A 17,870-nucleotide genomic window follows, 5' to 3' on the forward strand; every position below is an offset into this window, starting at 1 on the left:
GATCTCGCCGCGGCCGCTCGGCCTGGCCCCGGCCGGCGCCGGCGCCGGTCCGTCGCGGATCGGCGCGATGAGCAGCGGCAGTGGCAGTGGGCCCGTCGGCGCCACCGCCGCGAGCCTGGCCGTCCGCGAGCCCGTGGTGGCCGTCGCCGAGCCGGCTCCGGCTCCCGCTCAGCCCTACCGGATCACCACCCTGCACCCGCGCACCTACAACGAGGCGCGCACGATCGGGGAGCGCTTCCGCGACGGGATGCCGGTGATCATGAACCTCACCGAGATGGACGACGCCGACGCGAAGCGCCTCGTGGACTTCGCTGCCGGTCTGTCCTTCGGGCTGCGCGGTAGTATCGAGCGCGTCACGGCAAAGGTGTTCCTGCTCAGCCCGCAGAACGTCGACGTGACGGCCGAGGACAAGGCGCGGATCCGCGAAGGCGGGTTCTTCAACCAGTCCTGAGGCCTGCCCATGACCGGCTGCCCGGGGCAACCCGGGCTGCCGGCGGACACGGCACGCGCGGTGCCCCGAACGAACGAGGACTGTGGCTCTCTTCTGGTCGATCGTCTCGTCGGTGCTGCTCGTCTTCCTCGTCCTGCTCTTCGCGCGGTTCGTCGTGGACTGGGTGATGGTGCTGGCCCGCAGCTGGCGTCCCTCCGGGCTCGTCGCTGCCGGGCTCGAGGTCGTGTACAGCACGACCGACCCGCCGCTCAAGGCGATCCGCAAGGTCATCCCGCCGCTGAACCTGGGCTCCATCAGACTGGACCTCGGGTTTATGGTGCTGCTGATCGCCGTGTTGCTCCTGCGGAGCTTCGCGACCCGACTCGCCATCGCCGCAGCGTGACTGCCTTTCCCTCCGGGGGTAGAGACGTGGAACGGATGTGCGCTGCCGCACGTCCGCGAACCGTCCCTGTGCCCGCCGTCCGACCCGAGGTGACCTGAGATGCCACTCACGCCTGCCGACGTGCACAACGTCGTCTTCAAGAAGCCACCCATCGGCAAGCGGGGCTACGACGAGGACGAGGTCGACGCCTTCCTCGACGTCGTGGAGGCCGAACTGGCCCGCCTCATCGAGGAGAACAACGAGCTGCGTGCCAACGGCCGCAGCAACGCGCGCGTGGAGGAGGCCCCGGCTCCCGCGCCCGCACCCGTCCCGGTCGCCGCGGCGCCCCCGCCGCCGGTCCAGCAGCCGCGCGAGGACGACAGCGCCCGGGCCTCCCGGATGCTGGCCCTGGCCACGGAGACCGCGGACCGCTACGTCAACGAGGCCAAGACGCAGGCCGAGCAGATGCTCACCGGCGCTAAGACCAACAGCGACCGGCTGATGACCGACGCCCGCCAGAAGAGCGAGCAGATGGTCGCCGAGGCCAAGCACCGGGCCGAATCAATGGTCGGCGACGCGCGCACGCGCGCCGAGACGATGGAGCGCGAGTCCCGTGCCAAGGCCGCCGCCCTCGAGCAGGACGCCGAGCGCCGGCACGTCGAGGCGATGAGCGGCCTGGAGGAGAAGCGCAGCAGCCTCGAGCGCAAGATCGAGGAGCTGCGGACCTTCGAGCGCGAGTACCGCACCCGCCTGCGGTCCTACCTCGAGTCGCACCTCCGCGACCTGGACAGCCGCGGGTCGGCCGAGCCCGCAGCGGCGAATCGGCAGAACCAGCACGCCAGCGCCTGAGGCGGTACCGCCCGAGAACGGGGCCCCCGGACACTCGTCCGGGGGCCCCGTTCGTCGTGCGGGTGAACCGGCCGTGTTGAACGGGCGGCCGGCGTGGGCGCAGCCCTACAGTCGCAGCGTGATCTTGGCTGCCGGCCTGATGGTGCTCCTGGGCCTCGGACTGTTCGTCGCGGGCGTCCTGACCGGCGTGACCGCCTTCTACTGGGGCTGCGTGGCCGCCTGCGTGGTGGCCGCCGTGCTCCTCTTCCTCGCGCGACGGACGATGGGCCCGGGACGGACTCCGGCGGCCGGGCGGGGGAAGGACGCGACGCCGGCGTCCGCCGAGCGGACGACGCCGGGGGCGGCCGCGACGGAGATGCCCGCGACCTGGGAGCCGTCGGCGGTCCCCGACGCAGCCGGCGACCTGCCCGATCCGCCCGTCGAGGAGGTCGAGGTCACCGACCTGCTGCTCGTCGTCGACCTCACCGACGAGGTCTACGTCCTCGACGAGCACCCGCGCTACCACCTGGCCGGCTGCGTCCACCTCCGCGGCCACACGCCCGTCCCGCTGCCGATCGACGAGGCGCGGACGGACGGATTCACCCCGTGCGCCGTCTGCGCGCCGGACCGGAACCTCGCCGAGCGGGTGCGCGCCCGCAAGGCGGCCGGTAGTTAGGCCCCTTCCAGGGCACCGGCCCGAGCGTGCGAGGGACGGGAGGAAGGGGTCCTTTCTCAGCTCACCTGGCGCGGGCCACCCAGAAGCGGGAGCCCGCCGGACCCTCGACGCCCGGTCCCTCGCCGGCCGTCGCGGCGTGCACGCGCACGGCGAGCACCTCGCCGGCGACCTGCGCGGCGTGCTCCTCCAGCGCCTGGGCCAGGATGCCGTCCCCGGTCCACCACAGCTCGATCCGGTCGCTGACCTCCAGGCCGCCGGTCTTGCGGGCGTCCTGCACCAGCCGGATCACCTCGCGCACCAGGCCGGCGCGCTCGAGCTCCGGCGTGATGGTGAGGTCCAGCGCCACCGTCAGCCCGCCGCCGCTGGCGACCGTCCAGCCCTCCCGCGGCGTCTCGGTGACGACCAGGTCGCCGTCGGCCAGCGGCACGGCGGCTCCGTCGACCTCCACGGTCGCCGTCCCGGCGCGGTAGTCGGCGGTGAGGGCCGCGGGGTCGGCGGCGGCCACCGCCTTCGCGACGGCCTGCACCTGCTTGCCCAGCCGCCGGCCGACGGCCCGGAAGTCGACCTTGACGGTGACGTCGACGAGCTCGCCGACGGCCGACAGCTCGACCAGTTCGGCCACGTTCAGCTCGTCGCTCACCTCGGCGACGAGGTCGCGGGGGAGCGCGGCCCAGCCAGGTGCCGCAACGGCCGCGCGCGCCAGGGGCTGACGGGTGCGCACCTTGGCCGACGTCCGCGCCGAGCGGCCGAGCTCGACCAGGCGCCGGACCAGCGCGACCTGCGCGACGAGCTCGTCGTCCCGCGCGGCCTCTTCCACGGCGGGCCACGAGGCCAGGTGCACGGAGTCGACCGCGTCCGCGTGCCCCGGCGCGACCGCCCGGGCCCACACCTCCTCGGTGACGAACGGCGTGAACGGGGCCATCAGCCGCGTCAGCCCGTCGAGCACCTCGTGCAGGGTGGCCAGCGCGGCCGGGTCGCCGTCCCAGAAGCGGCGCCGGGACCGGCGGACGTACCAGTTGGACAGGTCGTCGACGAAGCCCGCGAGGAGCCGGCCGGCGCCCTGGGTGTCGAAGTCCTCCAGCGCGTCGGTCACCCCGGAGGTGACCGACGCCAGTTCCGCCAGCGCCCAGCGGTCCAGCAGCGGCCGGTCGGCGCGCGCGGGGGCGGGCACCTCTGCCGGATCCCAGCCCGCTGCCTCGGCGTAGAGCGTGAAGAAGCTCGCGGTGTTCCAGTAGGTCAGCAGGACCTTGCGGACGACCTCCGACAGCGTCTCGTGGCCGACCCGACGGGCCGACCACGGTGACCCGCCGGCCAGCATGAACCAGCGGACGGCGTCGGCGCCGTGCCGGTCCATGAGCGGGATGGGCTCCAGGATGTTGCCGAGGTGCTTGCTCATCTTGCGGCCGTCCTCGGCGAGGATGTGGCCCAGGACCAGCACGTTCTCGTAGGAGCTCTGCCCGAACACCAGCGTGCCGATCGCCATCAGCGTGTAGAACCAGCCGCGGGTCTGGTCGATCGCCTCGCAGATGAACTGGGCCGGGTAGGCGTCCTCGAACTCCTCGTTGTTGCGGTGCGGCGCCCCCCACTGGGCGAACGGCATCGACCCGGAGTCGTACCAGGCGTCGATCACCTGCCGGACCCGCCGGAAGGTGCCCTCCTCGCCGGGCAGCGTGAACGTCACGTCGTCGATGAAGGGGCGGTGCGGGTCGAGGTCGGTGAGGTCGCGCCCGGTCAGCTCCGAGAGCTCGGCGAGCGAGCCGACCGCGACCAGCCGGGTCGGGTCGGCGTCGTTGCGCCAGATCGGCAGCGGGGTACCCCAGTACCGGTCGCGCGACAGCGCCCAGTCGACGTTGTTGTTCAGCCAGTCCCCGTACCGGCCGTGCTTGATGTTCTCGGGGTACCAGTTCGTCTTCTCGTTCTCGGCGAGGAGTTCGTCCTTGATCGCGCTGGTGCGGATGTACCAGGACGGCTGCGCGTAGTACATGAGCGGCGTGTGGCAGCGCCAGCAGTGCGGATAGCTGTGCTCGTAGCGCTGCTCGCGGAAGAGGACGCCCCGCTCCTGCAGGTCCTGCACCAGCGCCGGGTTCGCGGCCTGGAAGAAGTGGCCGCCGACGAGGGGGATCTCGGGCAGGAAGTGGCCGGTCGGGTCGATCGGCACGACGACGGGCAGGCCGTAGCCGCGGCAGACCGCGAGGTCCTCGGCGCCGAAGGCGGGGGACTGGTGCACCAGACCGGTGCCGTCCTCGGTGGTCACGTACTCGGCGAGGACGACGAAGTGAGCCGGCTCGGGGAACTCGACCAGCTCGAACGGGCGCTGATACGTGACCCGCTCCCAGTCCCGGCCGGTGGTGCGGGCCAGCACCTCGGCGTCCTCGCCGAGGACGGCGCCCAGCAGCGGCTCGGCGACGACGAACGTCCCCTCGCCGGTGCGTGCGACGACGTAGGTCACGTCGGGGTGCACGGCGACGGCCGTGTTCGACGGCAGCGTCCACGGCGTCGTCGTCCAGATGAGGAGGTCGGCCCTGCCGGCCCACTCGCCGCTGGTGACAGGCAGCCGGACGTACACCGACGGGTCGGTGATCGTCTCGTACCCCTGCGCGACCTCGTGGTCGGACAGGCCGGTGCCGCAGCGCGGGCAGTAGGGCGCGACGCGGTGGTCCTCGACCAGCAGGCCCTTCTCGAAGATCTGCTTGAGCGACCACCAGACGCTCTCGATGTAGGCGGGGTCCATCGTCCAGTAGGCGGTGGACATGTCGACCCAGTAGCCCATCCGGCGGGTGAGCTCGGAGAACGAGTCGACGTGCCGCTCGACGGACTCCCGGCAGCGGGCGTTGAACTCCGCGATCCCGTAGCGCTCGATGTCCGGCTTGCCACCGAAGCCGAGCTCCTGCTCGACGGCGATCTCGACGGGCAGGCCGTGGCAGTCCCAGCCCGCGCGGCGGGGCACGTGCCAGCCCTGCATCGTCTTGAAGCGCGGGAAGACGTCCTTGAAGGCGCGCGCCTCGATGTGGTGCGTGCCCGGTCGGCCGTTGGCCGTCGGTGGCCCCTCGTAGAACACCCACTGCGGTCGGCCGGCCGACCCCTCGAGGGTGCGCGCGAAGACCTTGTCGGCCTCCCAGCGCTGCAGGATCGCCTGCTCCAGGGCGGGCAGGTCGACCTGAGGGGGCAGCGCGGCGAAGGGGCCGGTGGGGGAGGGGCTACTCACGGCACCCATTCTCCCCGAACCGGCAAACCGGTTCGCGCCCCGCACCCGCGTGCGGACACGGCGCCGACACGGGCGTACGGGAGACTGCCCCCATGGTGGGCGCCCGGTGAACACGACGGTCACCGTGGCCCTCGCTGTCGGCGCCCTCGTCGTCCTCGTGGCAGCCGTCGCCCTCCGGCTCGCCGACCGCGTCGGCCTGCCCAGCCTGCTGCTCTACCTGGCTCTGGGCGTCGCCCTGGGCGAGAGCGGGCTGGGCGTGCAGTTCGAGGACTACCAGCTCACCCAGACGCTGGGGTACGCCGCGCTCGTGGTCATCCTCGCCGAGGGTGGTCTCACGACGCGGTGGGCCGACGTCCGCCGGGCCATCGGGCCCGGCGTGTCCCTGGCCACCGTCGGCGTCGCGGTGAGCGTGGGCGTCACCGCCGGGATCGCGGTCCTGCTGCTCGGCTACGACTGGGGCTTCGCCCTGCTGCTCGCGGCGGTGATCAGCTCCACCGACGCCGCCGCCGTCTTCGCCACCCTGCGTCGACTGCCCCTCCCGCGCCGGATGGCCGCCTCGCTGGAGGCCGAGAGCGGCCTCAACGACGCGCCGGTCATCCTGCTCGTGACCGTGCTCGCCGAGTCGCTCACCGGCGAGACGACCGAGCCGTGGTGGGTGGTCGGAGCCGTGGTGGCCGGTGAGCTCGCGGGGGGCGCGGTCCTCGGGATCGGCATCGGCTTCCTGGGCGCCGAGCTCCTGCGTCGGGTGGCGCTCCCCGTGGCCGGCTTCTACCCCCTGGCGACGCTGGCGCTCTGCGTCCTCGCCTACGCGTCCGCTTCGCTCGCGCACACGTCGGGCTTCGTAGCGGTCTACCTCTGCGGTGTGGTGCTCGGCAACGCGGCGGTGCCGCACCGCACGGCCAGCGTCGGGTTCGCCGAAGGAATGGCCTCCCTGGCGCAGATCGGCCTGTTCGTGCTGCTGGGACTGCTCGTGTCGCCGGCCCGCCTGCCCGAGGCCGTGGGGCCGGCACTCGTCGTGGGCGGCGCACTGCTGCTGCTCGCCCGGCCGCTGTCGGTGGTCGCGAGCCTCGTGTGGTTCCGGTTCCCGTGGGCCCAGCAGGCGTTCATCTCCTGGGCAGGCCTCCGGGGGGCGGTGCCGATCGTCGCGGCCATCATCCCGCTGACGGCGCAGGTCCCGGGTGCGACGACCGTCTTCGACACGGTGTTCGTGCTGGTCGTCGTCTTCACCGTGGTCCAGGGCTGGTCGCTGCCGTGGCTGGCCAGGCGGCTGCGGATCGCGGCACCGGTCACCCCGCGCGACGTGGAGGTGGAGTCCGCACCGCTCGGCGAGCTGGACGCGGACCTCATGCAGCTGACCGTGTCACCGGGGTCCCGGCTGCACGGCGTCTACCTCCCGGAGCTGCGGCTGCCCGAGGACGCCGCCGTGGTGCTCATCGTGCGTGAGGGACGGTCGTTCGTACCCGACGACACCACCCGCCTGATGCGCGGGGACCAGGCGCTCCTGGTGTCGGCCCGCCGGTCCCGGGCCGAGGCCGAGCGACGGCTGCGGGCGGTCAGCCGGGCCGGCCGGCTGGCCAGCTGGCGGGGCGAGTCGGGCAGGGCGACCCAGCGCGACTGACGCCGGACCGCCTGGTCGGCCGAGGCGCAGCGGACGCGACGGGGGCGTGGGATCGTGTCCCCGATCGGCATGCCGCCCACGGCCGAGCGGCGTCCGACGGCCCGCTGTCGCGACCACCGGAGGACGCGATGCGCTTTCTCTTCCGCCCACCCGCCGCCGAGGCGACGGGGCTGCTCAGCCTGCCCTGGGACCAGCCGCTGGCCGAGTGGGACCCCCACCTGCTGCTCGAGGTCCCGTCCCGCGGCATCTCGCGGCACGTCGTCCGTTTCGTGGCCTCCGGCGGGCACGTCTTCGCGCTCAAGGAGATCAACGAGCGGCTGGCCAGGCATGAGTACCGCCTCCTCGGGGAGTTCGAGGAGGAGGGCCTGCCGACGGTCTCCGTGCTGGGCATCTGCGTGGACCGCCCGCACGACCAGGAGGCGATCCTGGTCACCCGCTACCTCGAGTACTCGATGTCCTACCGGTGGCTGTTCTCCAGCCCGCGGGGCGACCACTCGGCGGAGCGGCTGCTCGACACCCTGGTGGAGCTGCTGGTCCGGCTGCACCTCGCCGGTGTCTTCTGGGGCGACTGCTCGCTGTCGAACACCCTGTTCCGCCCGGATGCGGGCGCGCTGGCCGCCTACCTCGTCGACGCCGAGACCGTCGAGCGGTATCCGACCCTGTCGCCGGGCCAGCGGGCGTACGACGTCGACCTCGCGCGGGAGCGGATCGGCGCCGAGCTGCTCGACCTCCAGTTCGGCGAGCTGCTGCCGTCCGACATCGACCCCATCGAGGTGGCGGAGGGCCTGGCCCCCCGCTACGAGTCGCTGTGGAACGAGGTCACCCACGAGCAGGTGTTCAGCGTCGACGAGCAGCAGTGGCGGATCGCCGAGCGTCTCCAGCGGCTCAACGACCTCGGCTTCGACGTGGGCGAGGTCGAGCTGATCACGTCCGACGAGGGCGCCAAGCTGCGGGTGGAGACGCGGGTCGCCGAGCCGGGGCAGCACCGGCGGGAGCTGTTCCGGCTGACGGGGCTGGAGGTCCAGGAGCGCCAGGCGCGCCGCCTGCTCAACGACATCCGCGCCTTCAAGGCCCACCTCGAGCAGAAGTCCGGCGGTCCCGTGCCGGAGTCCTACGCAGCGCACCGCTGGCTGGCCGAGATCTACCAGGCCGTGGTGGATGCCATCCCGGCGGAGCTCGTGGGCCGGCTCGCGCCGGCCGAGGTCTTCCACGAGGTCCTCGAGCACCGGTGGTTCCTGTCCGAGCATGCCGGCAAGGACGTCGGGACGGTCGAGGCGGCGGAGTCCTACTTCGCCACCGTCCTCCCCAACACCCCCAAGGAGGTCACCACCCCGTCGGTCATCGCGGGGCTCGTCTCGGACGGCTGATCGGCCGTCGTCGTGGCGCCGTTGATCTCGGTCCGGTGTCCTTTCCCCGGACGGCGCTGGTCCGAATTGACACCCCCTGTGACCTGCACCACGCTGCGTCCCAGCGGTGACCCCCAGTCCCCGGGCACGCCAACGGAGGCGATGACCTATGCGCGACGGTGCCGGCCTCGAACGATCCGGGAGGGGTTCACCCCCAACGGCACGGAGCAGGCGGAGGTCACCCAAGCGGGGTGTCGCGAGCGCCGCGGCGCTGCTGGTCACCGCCGGCACGCTGGCCGCGTGCGGTGGTGACGACGGCGGGGCGTCGACGCTGACCTGGTACATCAACCCCGACGCCGGGGGACAGGCCGAGATGGCCGCCCGGTGCACCGAGGAGGCCGGTGGCGCCTACACGATCGAGACGGCGCAGCTGCCCCGTGAGTCTGCGGCCCAGCGCGAGCAGTTGGTCCGCCGCCTCGCCGCGGAGGACTCCTCGATCGACATCGTGAGCCTCGACCCGCCCTACATCCCCGAGTTCGCCGAGGCGGGCTTCCTCGCCCCGGTGCCGGAGGACGTCGCCGAGCGGGTCACCGAGGACGTCGTCCAGAGTGCCATCGACGGCTCGACGTGGAACGACGAGTTGGTCGCCGTCCCGTTCTGGGCCAACACCCAGCTCCTCTGGTACAAGAAGTCGGTCGCCGAGGCGGCCGGTCTCGACCTCGAGAACGAGCCGGTCACCTGGGAGCAGCTGGTCGAGGCCGCGCAGGACCAGGACACCACGATCGCCGCCCAGGGCATCCGGGCCGAGGCGCTGACCGTGTGGGTCAACGCCCTCATCGAGTCCGCCGGCGGGCACATCATCGAGGAGACCGCCGACGACCCGGCCGACATCCAGCTCGGCCTCACGTCCGAGGCCGCGCAGGCCGCCGCCGAGGTCATGAACAGCGTCAGCACCGTCGGAGGCCCGGCGTTCACGACCGCCGGCGAGGACGCCAACGTCACGGACTTCGAAGAGGGCGACGCCGCCTTCATGGTCAACTGGCCGTTCGTCTGGGGCCGGGCCCTCGGCGCCGTCGAGGCGGGCACGCTGGACGCCAGCGTGCCGGAGGACTACGGGTGGGCGCAGTACCCGCGGGTCCTCGAGGACGAGGAGAGCCGGCCGCCCTACGGCGGGATCAACCTCGTCGTCGGTGCCTACAGCGAGAACGTCGACGCCGCGTACGAGGCGGCTGAGTGCATCGTCTCCGAGGAGAACCAGATCTTCTACTTCATCGACAACGGCAGCCCCGCCGCCAAGGCGTCGGTCTACGAGGACGAGGAGGTGCTCGAGATCTTCCCGCAGGCGCCCGTCATCCTCCAGTCCCTGGAGAACGCGGCCCCCCGGCCGCTGACCGTCTACTACAGCGAGGTTTCCGGGGCGCTGCAGCGCGAGTACCACCCGGCGACCGCGGTCGACGAGAACACCGGTGAGGAAGCGAGCGACCTCATCAGCGCTGTGCTGCGAGGGGAGAAACTGCTGTGAGCACGACGACCCTTCCCCCGACCAAGAAGACCGAGCCGGTCTCCGCACCGAAGGGGGGAATCACCGACCGCGCGCGCGGCGAACGGAAGCTGGGCTGGATGCTGGCCGGCCCCGCCTTCTTCGTGATGCTGGCGGTGACCGCGTATCCCATCCTCCAGGCGCTCTACGAGTCGCTCTTCTCGTACCGGCTGACCGACCCGGACAACCGGGCGTTCAACGGCCTGACGAACTACGGGGTGATTCTCAGCGACTCGCTGTGGTGGCAGTCGATCGCCGTCACGCTCTTCATCACGGTCGTGACCGTCGCGGTCGAGCTCGTGCTCGGCTTCGGCCTCGCCATGGTGATGGCCAAGGCGCTCAGTTCCATCCGGCCGGTCGTGCGTGCGGCCATCCTGATCCCGTACGCGGTGATCACCGTCGTGTCGGCGTTCGCCTGGCAGTTCGCCTTCGACATCAACACCGGCTTCGTGAACTCGTGGTTCGCGTGGATACCCGGTGTATCCGCCGACACCGACTGGTTCGGTGACAAATGGCTGTCGCTGCTGGTGATCTGCCTGGCCGAGATCTGGAAGACGACGCCGTTCATCTCGCTGCTGCTGCTCGCCGGACTCGCCCAGGTTCCCGAGGTGCTGCAGGAGGCCGCGCAGGTCGACGGGGCCACCTGGTGGCAGCGGTTGTGGCGGGTCACCATCCCCAACATGAAGGCGGCGATCATGGTCGCCCTTCTCTTCCGCAGCCTCGACGCCTTCCGGGTCTTCGACAGCATCTTCATCATGACCGGAGGTGCGAACGGCACCGAGTCGGTCTCGTTCCTCGCGTACCGACAAACAATCGCCCGACTGGAGATCGGGCTGGGCTCCGCGGTCTCCGTCCTGCTGTTCATCTCGGTGATGCTCATCGCCCTGGTCTTCATCAAGGGTTTCAAGGTCGACCTGTCCCAGGCGCGGGGGGAGTAGCAGATGTCCACGAAGAAGAAGGTCTGGTGGATCGTCGGCGGCGTCCTGATCGTGATCTACGCGTTGTTCCCGATCGCCTGGATCGTGTCGATCTCCCTGAAGGCCCCGTCCGACATCGCCAACGGCCAGTTCCTACCGACGAACGCCACCGGGGAGAACTACTCGTCGATCCTCACCGGCAGCGCCAGCGACCTCTTCCTGCCGGCGCTGCGGAACTCGTTCGGCATCTGCCTGATCGCCACGGCGATCTCGTGCATCCTGGCGATGTTCGCGGCCTATGCGATCGCCCGCCTCGACTTCCCGGGCAAGCGGCTCATCCTGTCCACCGCGCTGGTCGTCGCGATCTTCCCGGTGATCTCGATCGTCACGCCGCTGTTCAACGTGTGGCGCCAGATCGGGCTCTACGACACCTGGCCCGGGCTGATCATCCCCTACCTGTCGCTCACCCTGCCGATCTCGATCTGGACGATGTCCGCCTTCTTCCGCGAGATCCCGTGGGAGATGGAGCAGGCCGCGCAGGTCGACGGTGCGACGACGTGGCAGGCGTTCCGCAAGGTGATCGTCCCGCTGGCCGCACCCGGCGTGTTCACCACGGCGATCATCGCGTTCTTCATCGCCTGGAACGACTTCGTCTACGGCATCGTGCTGACCTCGACCGAGGCCGCCCGGCCGGTTCCTGCGGCGCTCGGTCTCTTCAGCGGCGCCTCCCAGTTCGAGGACCCGACGGGTGTGATCGCCGCGGCCGCCGTGATCGTCACCATTCCCGTCGTCGTGCTGGTCCTGCTCTTCCAGCGGCGCATCGTCGCCGGCCTGACCAACGGCGCGGTCAAGGGATGACTCCCGCCGTGCTCTCCACATCACCGACCCACCGAGGGGACGAGATCTGATGGCTTCGATCGAGATGCGCAACATCGTCAAGCAGTACGGCGACGGGTTCCCGGCCGTGAACGACGTCAGCCTGGACATCGCCGACGGCGAGTTCATGATCCTGGTCGGCCCGTCCGGCTGCGGGAAGTCGACGCTGCTCCGGATGATCGTCGGGCTGGAGGACATCACCAGCGGCGACATGATCATCGGCGGCAAGCGGGTCAACGACCTGGCGCCGCGGGACCGCAACCTGTCGATGGTCTTCCAGAACTACGCGCTCTACCCGCACATGACGGTGTACGAGAACATCGCCTTCCCGCTGCGCCTGTCCAAGACGCCGGACGACGAGGTGCGCCGCCGCGTCACCGAGGCCTCCGACGTGCTGGAGCTCAAGGACCACCTCGAGCGCAAGCCGGCGAACCTCTCCGGTGGCCAGCGCCAGCGGGTGGCCATGGGCCGCGCCATCGTCCGCCAGGCCGAGGCATTCCTCTTCGACGAGCCGCTGTCGAACCTCGACGCCAAGCTGCGCGGGCAGATGCGCACGGAGATCTCCCGGCTGCAGCGCCGGCTGGGCATCACCACCGTGTACGTCACCCACGACCAGACCGAGGCCATGACGCTGGGCGACCGGGTCTGCGTGCTCCGGAAGGGCAAGATCCAGCAGGTGGCGTCGCCGCGCGAGCTCTACGAGCAGCCGGTCAACCTGTTCGTCGCCGGGTTCATCGGGTCGCCGCCGATGAACTTCCTGCCCGCCACTCCGAAGGGCAACGGGCTGGAGACGCCGTTCGGAACGATCGAGCTGGGCGAGAAGCGGATGGCCCAGGTGAAGGGCCGGGACCTGGTCCTGGTCGGCATCCGCCCCGAGTACTTCGACGACGCCTCCCTCGTCGACGAGGCCAAGCGCCCGCTGGGGTCCACCTTCCGGGCCCGGGTCGACGTCACCGAGTGGCTGGGCGACTCGCAGTTCGCCTACATCCCGTACGAGGCGCCGGAGGCGGTCACCGCCCAGCTGCGCGAGCTCGCGCGTGAGCTGGACTCCGAGGAGCTGCGCACCCAGGCGATCGTGTCGATCGACTCGACCAGCCGTATCCGGGAGGGCCAGGAGGCGGAGTTCTGGCTCGACAGCCGGAAGATCCACGTCTTCGACCCGCAGTCGGGGGAGAACCTCACCCGTGACGCCGAGGCCGGCGCGGAACTCACGCGGATGGCGACGCAGGACCGGGTGGAGCAGGTGGAGGAGTCCAGGACCCGGCAGGGCGGCGCGACCGCGGTCGGCGCTGTCTGAAAAAGGACCCCGTCCTCCCCACCCTTCGCAAGCTCAGGGCGGGACCCGGGACGGGGCCACGGGGACGTGGTGGCGGAGCGCGGTCGTCTACGAGGTCTACCTGCGCAGCTTCGCCGACTCCGACGGTGACGGGGTCGGCGACATCGGCGGCCTGCGCAGCCGCCTGCCCTACCTCGCCGATCTCGGCGTGGACGCCGTGTGGATTACGCCGTGGTACCCCTCGCCGATGGCCGACGGCGGCTACGACGTGGCCGACTACTGCGAGATCGATCCGCGCTTCGGCACGCTCGCGGACGCCGACGTGCTGCTCGCCGAGGCGCACGCGCTCGGCATCCGCGTGATCACCGACCTGGTCGCCAATCACACCTCGGAGCAGCACCCCTGGTTCGTCGCCGCGCTGGCCGCGGGGCCGGGGTCGCCCGAGCGTGCCCGGTACTTCTTCCGCGACGGCCGGGCCGGTGGTGACGAGCCGCCCAACGACTGGATCAGCGCCTTCGGCGGCCGCGCGTGGACCCGCGTGCGGGAGCCCGACGGCTCGCCGGGGCAGTGGTACCTGCACCAGTTCGCGCCGCAGCAGCCGGACCTCGACTGGGACCACCCCGGCGTCCGGGAGGACTTCGACGCCATCCTGCGGTTCTGGTTCGACCGCGGGATCGACGGGATCCGGGTGGACGCCGCGCCGGCCATGGCCAAGGCCCCGGGGCTGCCCGACGCCGGCCACGGGCCGGGGGCGGCGTTCGAGTCCCGCACCTGGGTCGGCAACCCCCACTGGGACGTCGACGGGGTGCACGACATCCTCCGGCGCTGGCGCCGGATCGGGGACTCCTATCCCGGGGACCGGGTGTTCGTCACCGAGGCCGTCGTCAACGGCCCCGAGCGGCTGAGCCGGTACGTGCGCCCCGACGAGATGCACACCACCTTCAACTTCGACTACCTCACCGCGCCCTGGGACGCCGGGGCCCTGCGGCGCGTCATCGACGGCACGCTCGCGGCCCTGGCGCCTGTCGGCGCGCCGGCGACCTGGGTCCTCTCCAGCCACGACGAGACCCGGCACGTGACCCGGTTCGGCCGGGCCTCGACGGGGGCGGCGTTCGGGGGAGCCGCGCTGCCCGCGTCGACGACCGACCCCGTCCTGGGGCTGCGCCGCGCCCGGGCAGCGGCGCTCCTCACGCTCGCCCTGCCGGGGGGCGCCTACGTGTACCAGGGCGAGGAGCTGGGCCTGCCGGAGGTCGAGGACCTGCCGGAGGACGCGCTCCAGGACCCGACGTGGGAGCGCTCCGGCCACACGGTCCGGGGCCGCGACGGGTGCCGGGTGCCGCTGCCGTGGGACGGCGACCGCCCGCCGTTCGGCTTCACCGACGCCGGCGTCGCGCCGTGGCTGCCGCAGCCGGCGGGGTGGGCGGCGTCCACCGTCGCCGCGCAGCTGGGGGACCCGGGGTCGACGCTGGCGCTCTACCGGACCGCCCTGTCGCTGCGCCGCAGCCTCCCGCGGCTCGCGGACGCGCCGCTGACCTGGCTCGACGGCGGGCCCGACGTCCTCGCCTTCGACCGGGGCACGGCCCTGCGCTGCGTCGTGAACCTCTCGGCGGAGCCCGTGGACGTCACGGGTCACGGCAGCGTCCTGCTGGCCAGCGGCCCCGTCCCCGGCCGGCTGCCGCCCGACACCGCCGCCTGGTTCCGCGTCGACGGCGGCTGAGGCCCGGACGCGGCGGACCGGCGCGGGGCACCGGCACGGTTATCGTTCGACAGGACGGTCGCCGGAGCGGTCGCCGCCCAGCCCCGCCTATCGAGGAGCACGTCCTGTCCGACCAGCCCGAACCGGTGGGCGCGTCCGCCGCCGTCCCCCCGCGGCGCCCGCGGACCCGGCTCCTCCTCCTCCTGGCCACCGGGATCCTCGTGACCGACCTCGTGACCAAGGTGATCGTGGTCGCGACCGTCGAGCCCGGTGAGGACATCCGCCTGCTGGGCGGTGCGCTCTACCTGACCCAGCTGCGCAACGTCGGTGCCGCGTTCTCCTTCGCCGAGGGCGCCACGGTGCTGTTCAGCCTGGTCGCGGTGGTGGTCGCCGTCGTCATCGTGCGCACGGCCAGACGGATGTACTCGACCGGCTGGGCGGTGACCCTCGGCCTGGTCCTCGGCGGGGCGCTGGGCAACCTGGTCGACCGGATCTTCCGGGCGCCCGGCTTCCTGCGCGGGGGAGTGGTCGACTTCCTGTCCGTCTTCGGCCCCGACGGCAGCGTGTGGCCGGTGTTCAACGTGGCCGACTCGGCCATCGTCTGCGGCGGCATCCTCGGGGCCCTGCTCGCGCTGCGCGGCATCGAGTTCGACGGGACGAGGACCAAGGATCAGTCGCCGGCCGACGCCGCCTGAACCGGTCGGCCGCGCCGGACCGTCACAATGGGTGCCGTGACGAGCTCTCCGGGACTGCACCGTGCCCTGCCGGTGCCCGACGGGCTCGAGGGACAGCGGGTCGACCAGGCCCTCGCCCGGCTGTTCGGGCTCACGCGGACAGCGGCGGCGGAAGTGGCCGATGCCGGGAACGTGCTGGTCGACGGCCGGGTCCGCGGCAAGGGCGACCGGCTCAGCGGCGGCAGCTGGCTCGAGGTCGAGCTGCCCCCTCCGCCCGGGGAACCGGCGGCGCCGCGCCCGGTCGTGGGCATGACGATCCTGCACGACGACGACGACGTCGTGGTGGTCGACAAGCCCGTCGGCGTGGCCGCGCACCCGAGCCCGGGCTGGGACGGTCCCACCGTGATCGGGGGTCTGGCCGCGGCCGGGTACCGGATCTCCACCTCCGGTGCCGCCGAGCGACAGGGCGTCGTCCACCGGCTGGACGCCGCCACCACCGGCGTCATGGTGGTCGCCAAGAGCGAGCGCGCGTACACCGCGCTCAAGGCGGCGTTCAAGGAGCGGACCGTCTCCAAGGGCTACCACGCCCTCGTCCAGGGGCACCCCGACCCGTCCCGGGGCACCATCGACGCCCCGATCGACCGCCACCCCCGCCACGACTGGAAGTTCGCCGTCGTCAGCGGCGGCCGCCCGTCGGTGACCCACTACGAGGTCATCGAGGCGTTCCCGGCCGCCAGCCTGGTCGACATCCAGCTGGAGACGGGCCGCACGCACCAGATCCGCGTCCACTTCTCCGCGCTGCGCCACCCCTGCGTCGGCGACACGACCTACGGCGCCGACCCGACGCTGGCCGCCCGCCTCGGCGTGGAGCGCCAGTGGCTGCACGCCGTCCGGCTGGGCTTCCCGCATCCCGCCGACGGCAGCTGGGCCGAGTTCACCAGCGACTACCCGCCCGACCTCGCCGGCGCGCTGGCCGTCCTGCGCGCCGAGGCCTGATCGCCGGCCGGCCGTGAACGGCCTGCCGGACTCCCTCGCCGACTTCGGTCCCGCGGCGCTCGCGGCCGTCATCGTCGCCTTCTACCTGGTGCTGGGCGAGCCGGTCGTCGGGCACGTGCTGCACCGCCGGTTCGAGGGACGGTTGCGCTCGGACCCGGGCGCGCGCCGGTCGTTCTACCGGCGGCTGCTGGTCCTGGAGTGGGGGCTCGCGCTGCTCGCGCTGGTCGTCTGGCTGTCGGCCCCGGGGGTGGACGCCGGCCAGGTCGGGCTGCGCTGGCCGCAGGAGTGGCCCGGGCCCGTGGCGGCGCTCGTCGTCGTCCTGGTGCTGCTCTTCGTCGTCGTGTCCACCCGCGCGCTGCGCTCCGGTGCGCTGCTCGAGGACCCCGGAGCGGTGGTCCGAAGGCAGGGAGAGGGCCGGCACGCCGAGCCTCCCGGGCACGCGACCGTCGCCCTCCTGCCGCGGACGGCGGGGGAGCGGCGGCTGTTCACCGTGGTCGGCGTGACCGCCGGCGTGTGCGAGGAGTGGCTCTACCGCGGGTTCTTCCTGGCGGTGGTCGCCGCGCTGGCGGGCGGCCTGCCGACCGGGGCCCTCGTGCTGGTGGCGGCGGTGGCCTTCGGGTTGGCGCACGCCTACCAGGGGATGGCCGGGATCGTGACCACCGGTGTCCTGGGCGGTGTGATGGCCGCGGTCTACCTGCAGACCGGCTCCCTGCTGCTGCCCGTCCTGCTGCACGCGGTCATCGACCTGCGCTTCCTCCTGGTGCCCGCGCGGGTGCTCCCGGCCGGCCGGGCCGCCGCGTGACCGCGCCGGCGGCGTCCGTGGCGACGCCATCGGACTGGCCGGAGATCGCCACGCTCCGGACCCGCGTCTTCGTCGAGGAGCAGGGCGTCCCGCCCGAGATCGAGCAGGACGACGCGGACGCGACCGCCGTCCACGTGCTCAGCCGCGACGACGCCGGTGCGGTCGTGGCCACCGGCAGGCTCCTGCTCCGCGGCGACGGGACGGCGTCGATCGGCCGGATGGCGGCGGACCCGGCCGTGCGCGGCCGGGGGCACGGTGCCGCCGTCCTCGGGGAGCTGCACCGGCAGGCGGGGTCGCGCGGGGTCGGCGAGATCGAGCTGCACGCGCAGGTGAGCGCCCGGCGCTTCTACGAGCGGGCCGGCTACGCCGCCGTCGGCGCGGAGTACGAGGAGGCCGGTATCGCGCACATCACCATGCGCCGGTCCCTGCCCTAGGCGACGCGGGGGACGGGTGTGACGGATCGGTCCGCCGGGGCGCGACACGTTCTGTCAGACCTTCGGGATAGACACCTCCCAGTGCGAGGATTGGGGCACCGGCCCGCCGGTACCGCAGCCCCGCACCGCACCCACCGGTCTTCCCCGCCGGTCGCCCCGCCCTGATCCCGACGG

16 protein-coding genes are annotated in these 17,870 nt (G+C 72.3%); 15 read left to right on the forward strand and 1 reads right to left on the reverse strand.

What is annotated here, in order from left to right; genetic code table 11:
- The 4 genes from sepF to E4P40_RS14965 form a co-directional block, all read left to right on the forward strand.
- A partial coding sequence (sepF, locus tag E4P40_RS14950; RefSeq protein WP_135159345.1) for a cell division protein SepF occupies nt 1-451 on the forward strand: 451 nt, incomplete at its 5' end.
- Nucleotides 452-533: 82 nt separating this feature from the next.
- Entirely contained in the window at nt 534-833 is a 300-nt protein-coding gene (locus E4P40_RS14955) for a YggT family protein (protein WP_135159346.1), read from the forward strand.
- A gap of 99 nt (nt 834-932) precedes the next feature.
- A complete protein-coding gene (locus tag E4P40_RS14960; protein WP_135159347.1) occupies nt 933-1,661 on the forward strand; it encodes a DivIVA domain-containing protein in 729 nt (242 codons plus the stop codon).
- Nucleotides 1,662-1,779: 118 nt separating this feature from the next.
- Nucleotides 1,780-2,316: a hypothetical protein gene (locus E4P40_RS14965; RefSeq protein ID WP_135159348.1), complete on the forward strand. Its 537-nt coding sequence runs from the start codon at nt 1,780-1,782 to the stop codon at nt 2,314-2,316.
- A gap of 61 nt (nt 2,317-2,377) precedes the next feature.
- Here the strand turns inward: E4P40_RS14965 and ileS are convergent, their stop codons facing one another.
- On the reverse strand, nt 2,378-5,521 hold the full coding sequence (ileS, locus tag E4P40_RS14970) for an isoleucine--tRNA ligase (protein WP_245160358.1): 3,144 nt from the start codon (nt 5,519-5,521) through the stop codon (nt 2,378-2,380).
- Nucleotides 5,522-5,627: 106 nt separating this feature from the next.
- Here ileS and E4P40_RS14975 point away from each other — a divergent pair, with 106 nt between their 5' ends.
- The 11 genes from E4P40_RS14975 to E4P40_RS15025 all read left to right on the forward strand — a co-directional run bounded on the left by E4P40_RS14975 (nt 5,628) and on the right by E4P40_RS15025 (nt 17,696).
- Nucleotides 5,628-7,139 (forward strand): potassium/proton antiporter, encoded by a 1,512-nt coding sequence (locus E4P40_RS14975; RefSeq protein ID WP_135159349.1) that lies wholly within the window; start codon nt 5,628-5,630, stop codon nt 7,137-7,139.
- A gap of 128 nt (nt 7,140-7,267) precedes the next feature.
- Nucleotides 7,268-8,506 (forward strand): DUF4032 domain-containing protein, encoded by a 1,239-nt coding sequence (locus E4P40_RS14980; RefSeq protein ID WP_135159350.1) that lies wholly within the window; start codon nt 7,268-7,270, stop codon nt 8,504-8,506.
- Between the two features lie 148 nt (nt 8,507-8,654).
- Nucleotides 8,655-10,007, forward strand: a complete 1,353-nt coding sequence (locus E4P40_RS14985; RefSeq protein WP_135159351.1) for an extracellular solute-binding protein — start codon at nt 8,655-8,657, stop codon at nt 10,005-10,007.
- Nucleotides 10,004-10,963, forward strand: coding sequence for a sugar ABC transporter permease (locus E4P40_RS14990; protein ID WP_135159352.1), 960 nt, complete (start codon nt 10,004-10,006; stop codon nt 10,961-10,963). Before E4P40_RS14985 ends, E4P40_RS14990 begins: the two co-directional genes overlap by 4 nt.
- A gap of 3 nt (nt 10,964-10,966) precedes the next feature.
- The gene (locus E4P40_RS14995; RefSeq protein ID WP_135159353.1) at nt 10,967-11,800 is read left to right on the forward strand and encodes a carbohydrate ABC transporter permease; all 834 of its coding nucleotides are present in this window, start codon (nt 10,967-10,969) and stop codon (nt 11,798-11,800) included.
- Between the two features lie 49 nt (nt 11,801-11,849).
- Complete coding sequence (gene ugpC, locus E4P40_RS15000) at nt 11,850-13,115, forward strand: sn-glycerol-3-phosphate ABC transporter ATP-binding protein UgpC (RefSeq protein WP_135159354.1); 1,266 nt, start codon at nt 11,850-11,852, stop codon at nt 13,113-13,115.
- A gap of 100 nt (nt 13,116-13,215) precedes the next feature.
- Nucleotides 13,216-14,811, forward strand: a complete 1,596-nt coding sequence (locus tag E4P40_RS15005; RefSeq protein WP_348519649.1) for a glycoside hydrolase family 13 protein — start codon at nt 13,216-13,218, stop codon at nt 14,809-14,811.
- Nucleotides 14,812-14,936: 125 nt separating this feature from the next.
- A complete protein-coding gene (gene lspA / locus E4P40_RS15010) occupies nt 14,937-15,485 on the forward strand; it encodes a signal peptidase II (RefSeq protein WP_135159355.1) in 549 nt (182 codons plus the stop codon).
- A 27-nt stretch (nt 15,486-15,512) separates the two neighbouring features.
- Complete coding sequence (locus E4P40_RS15015) at nt 15,513-16,460, forward strand: RluA family pseudouridine synthase (protein ID WP_135159356.1); 948 nt, start codon at nt 15,513-15,515, stop codon at nt 16,458-16,460.
- Between the two features lie 13 nt (nt 16,461-16,473).
- Nucleotides 16,474-17,262, forward strand: a complete 789-nt coding sequence (locus tag E4P40_RS15020) for a CPBP family intramembrane glutamic endopeptidase (protein WP_135159357.1) — start codon at nt 16,474-16,476, stop codon at nt 17,260-17,262.
- A gap of 17 nt (nt 17,263-17,279) precedes the next feature.
- A complete protein-coding gene (locus E4P40_RS15025; protein ID WP_245160360.1) occupies nt 17,280-17,696 on the forward strand; it encodes a GNAT family N-acetyltransferase in 417 nt (138 codons plus the stop codon).
- The last annotated feature ends 174 nt before the right edge of the window (nt 17,697-17,870 follow it).

Source organism: Blastococcus sp. CT_GayMR20, from assembly GCF_004570345.1.

Excerpts from the sequence above, each read along its gene's own strand:
- E4P40_RS14960 (WP_135159347.1), top strand. The coding sequence starts at position 933 with ATGCCACTCACGCCTGCCGACGTGCACAACGTCGTCTTCAAGAAGCCA.
- E4P40_RS14980 (WP_135159350.1), top strand. The coding sequence starts at position 7,268 with ATGCGCTTTCTCTTCCGCCCACCCGCCGCCGAGGCGACGGGGCTGCTC.
- E4P40_RS14985 (WP_135159351.1), top strand. The coding sequence starts at position 8,655 with ATGCGCGACGGTGCCGGCCTCGAACGATCCGGGAGGGGTTCACCCCCA.
- E4P40_RS14995 (WP_135159353.1), top strand. The coding sequence starts at position 10,967 with ATGTCCACGAAGAAGAAGGTCTGGTGGATCGTCGGCGGCGTCCTGATC.
- ugpC (WP_135159354.1), top strand. The coding sequence starts at position 11,850 with ATGGCTTCGATCGAGATGCGCAACATCGTCAAGCAGTACGGCGACGGG.
- E4P40_RS15015 (WP_135159356.1), top strand. The coding sequence starts at position 15,513 with ATGGGTGCCGTGACGAGCTCTCCGGGACTGCACCGTGCCCTGCCGGTG.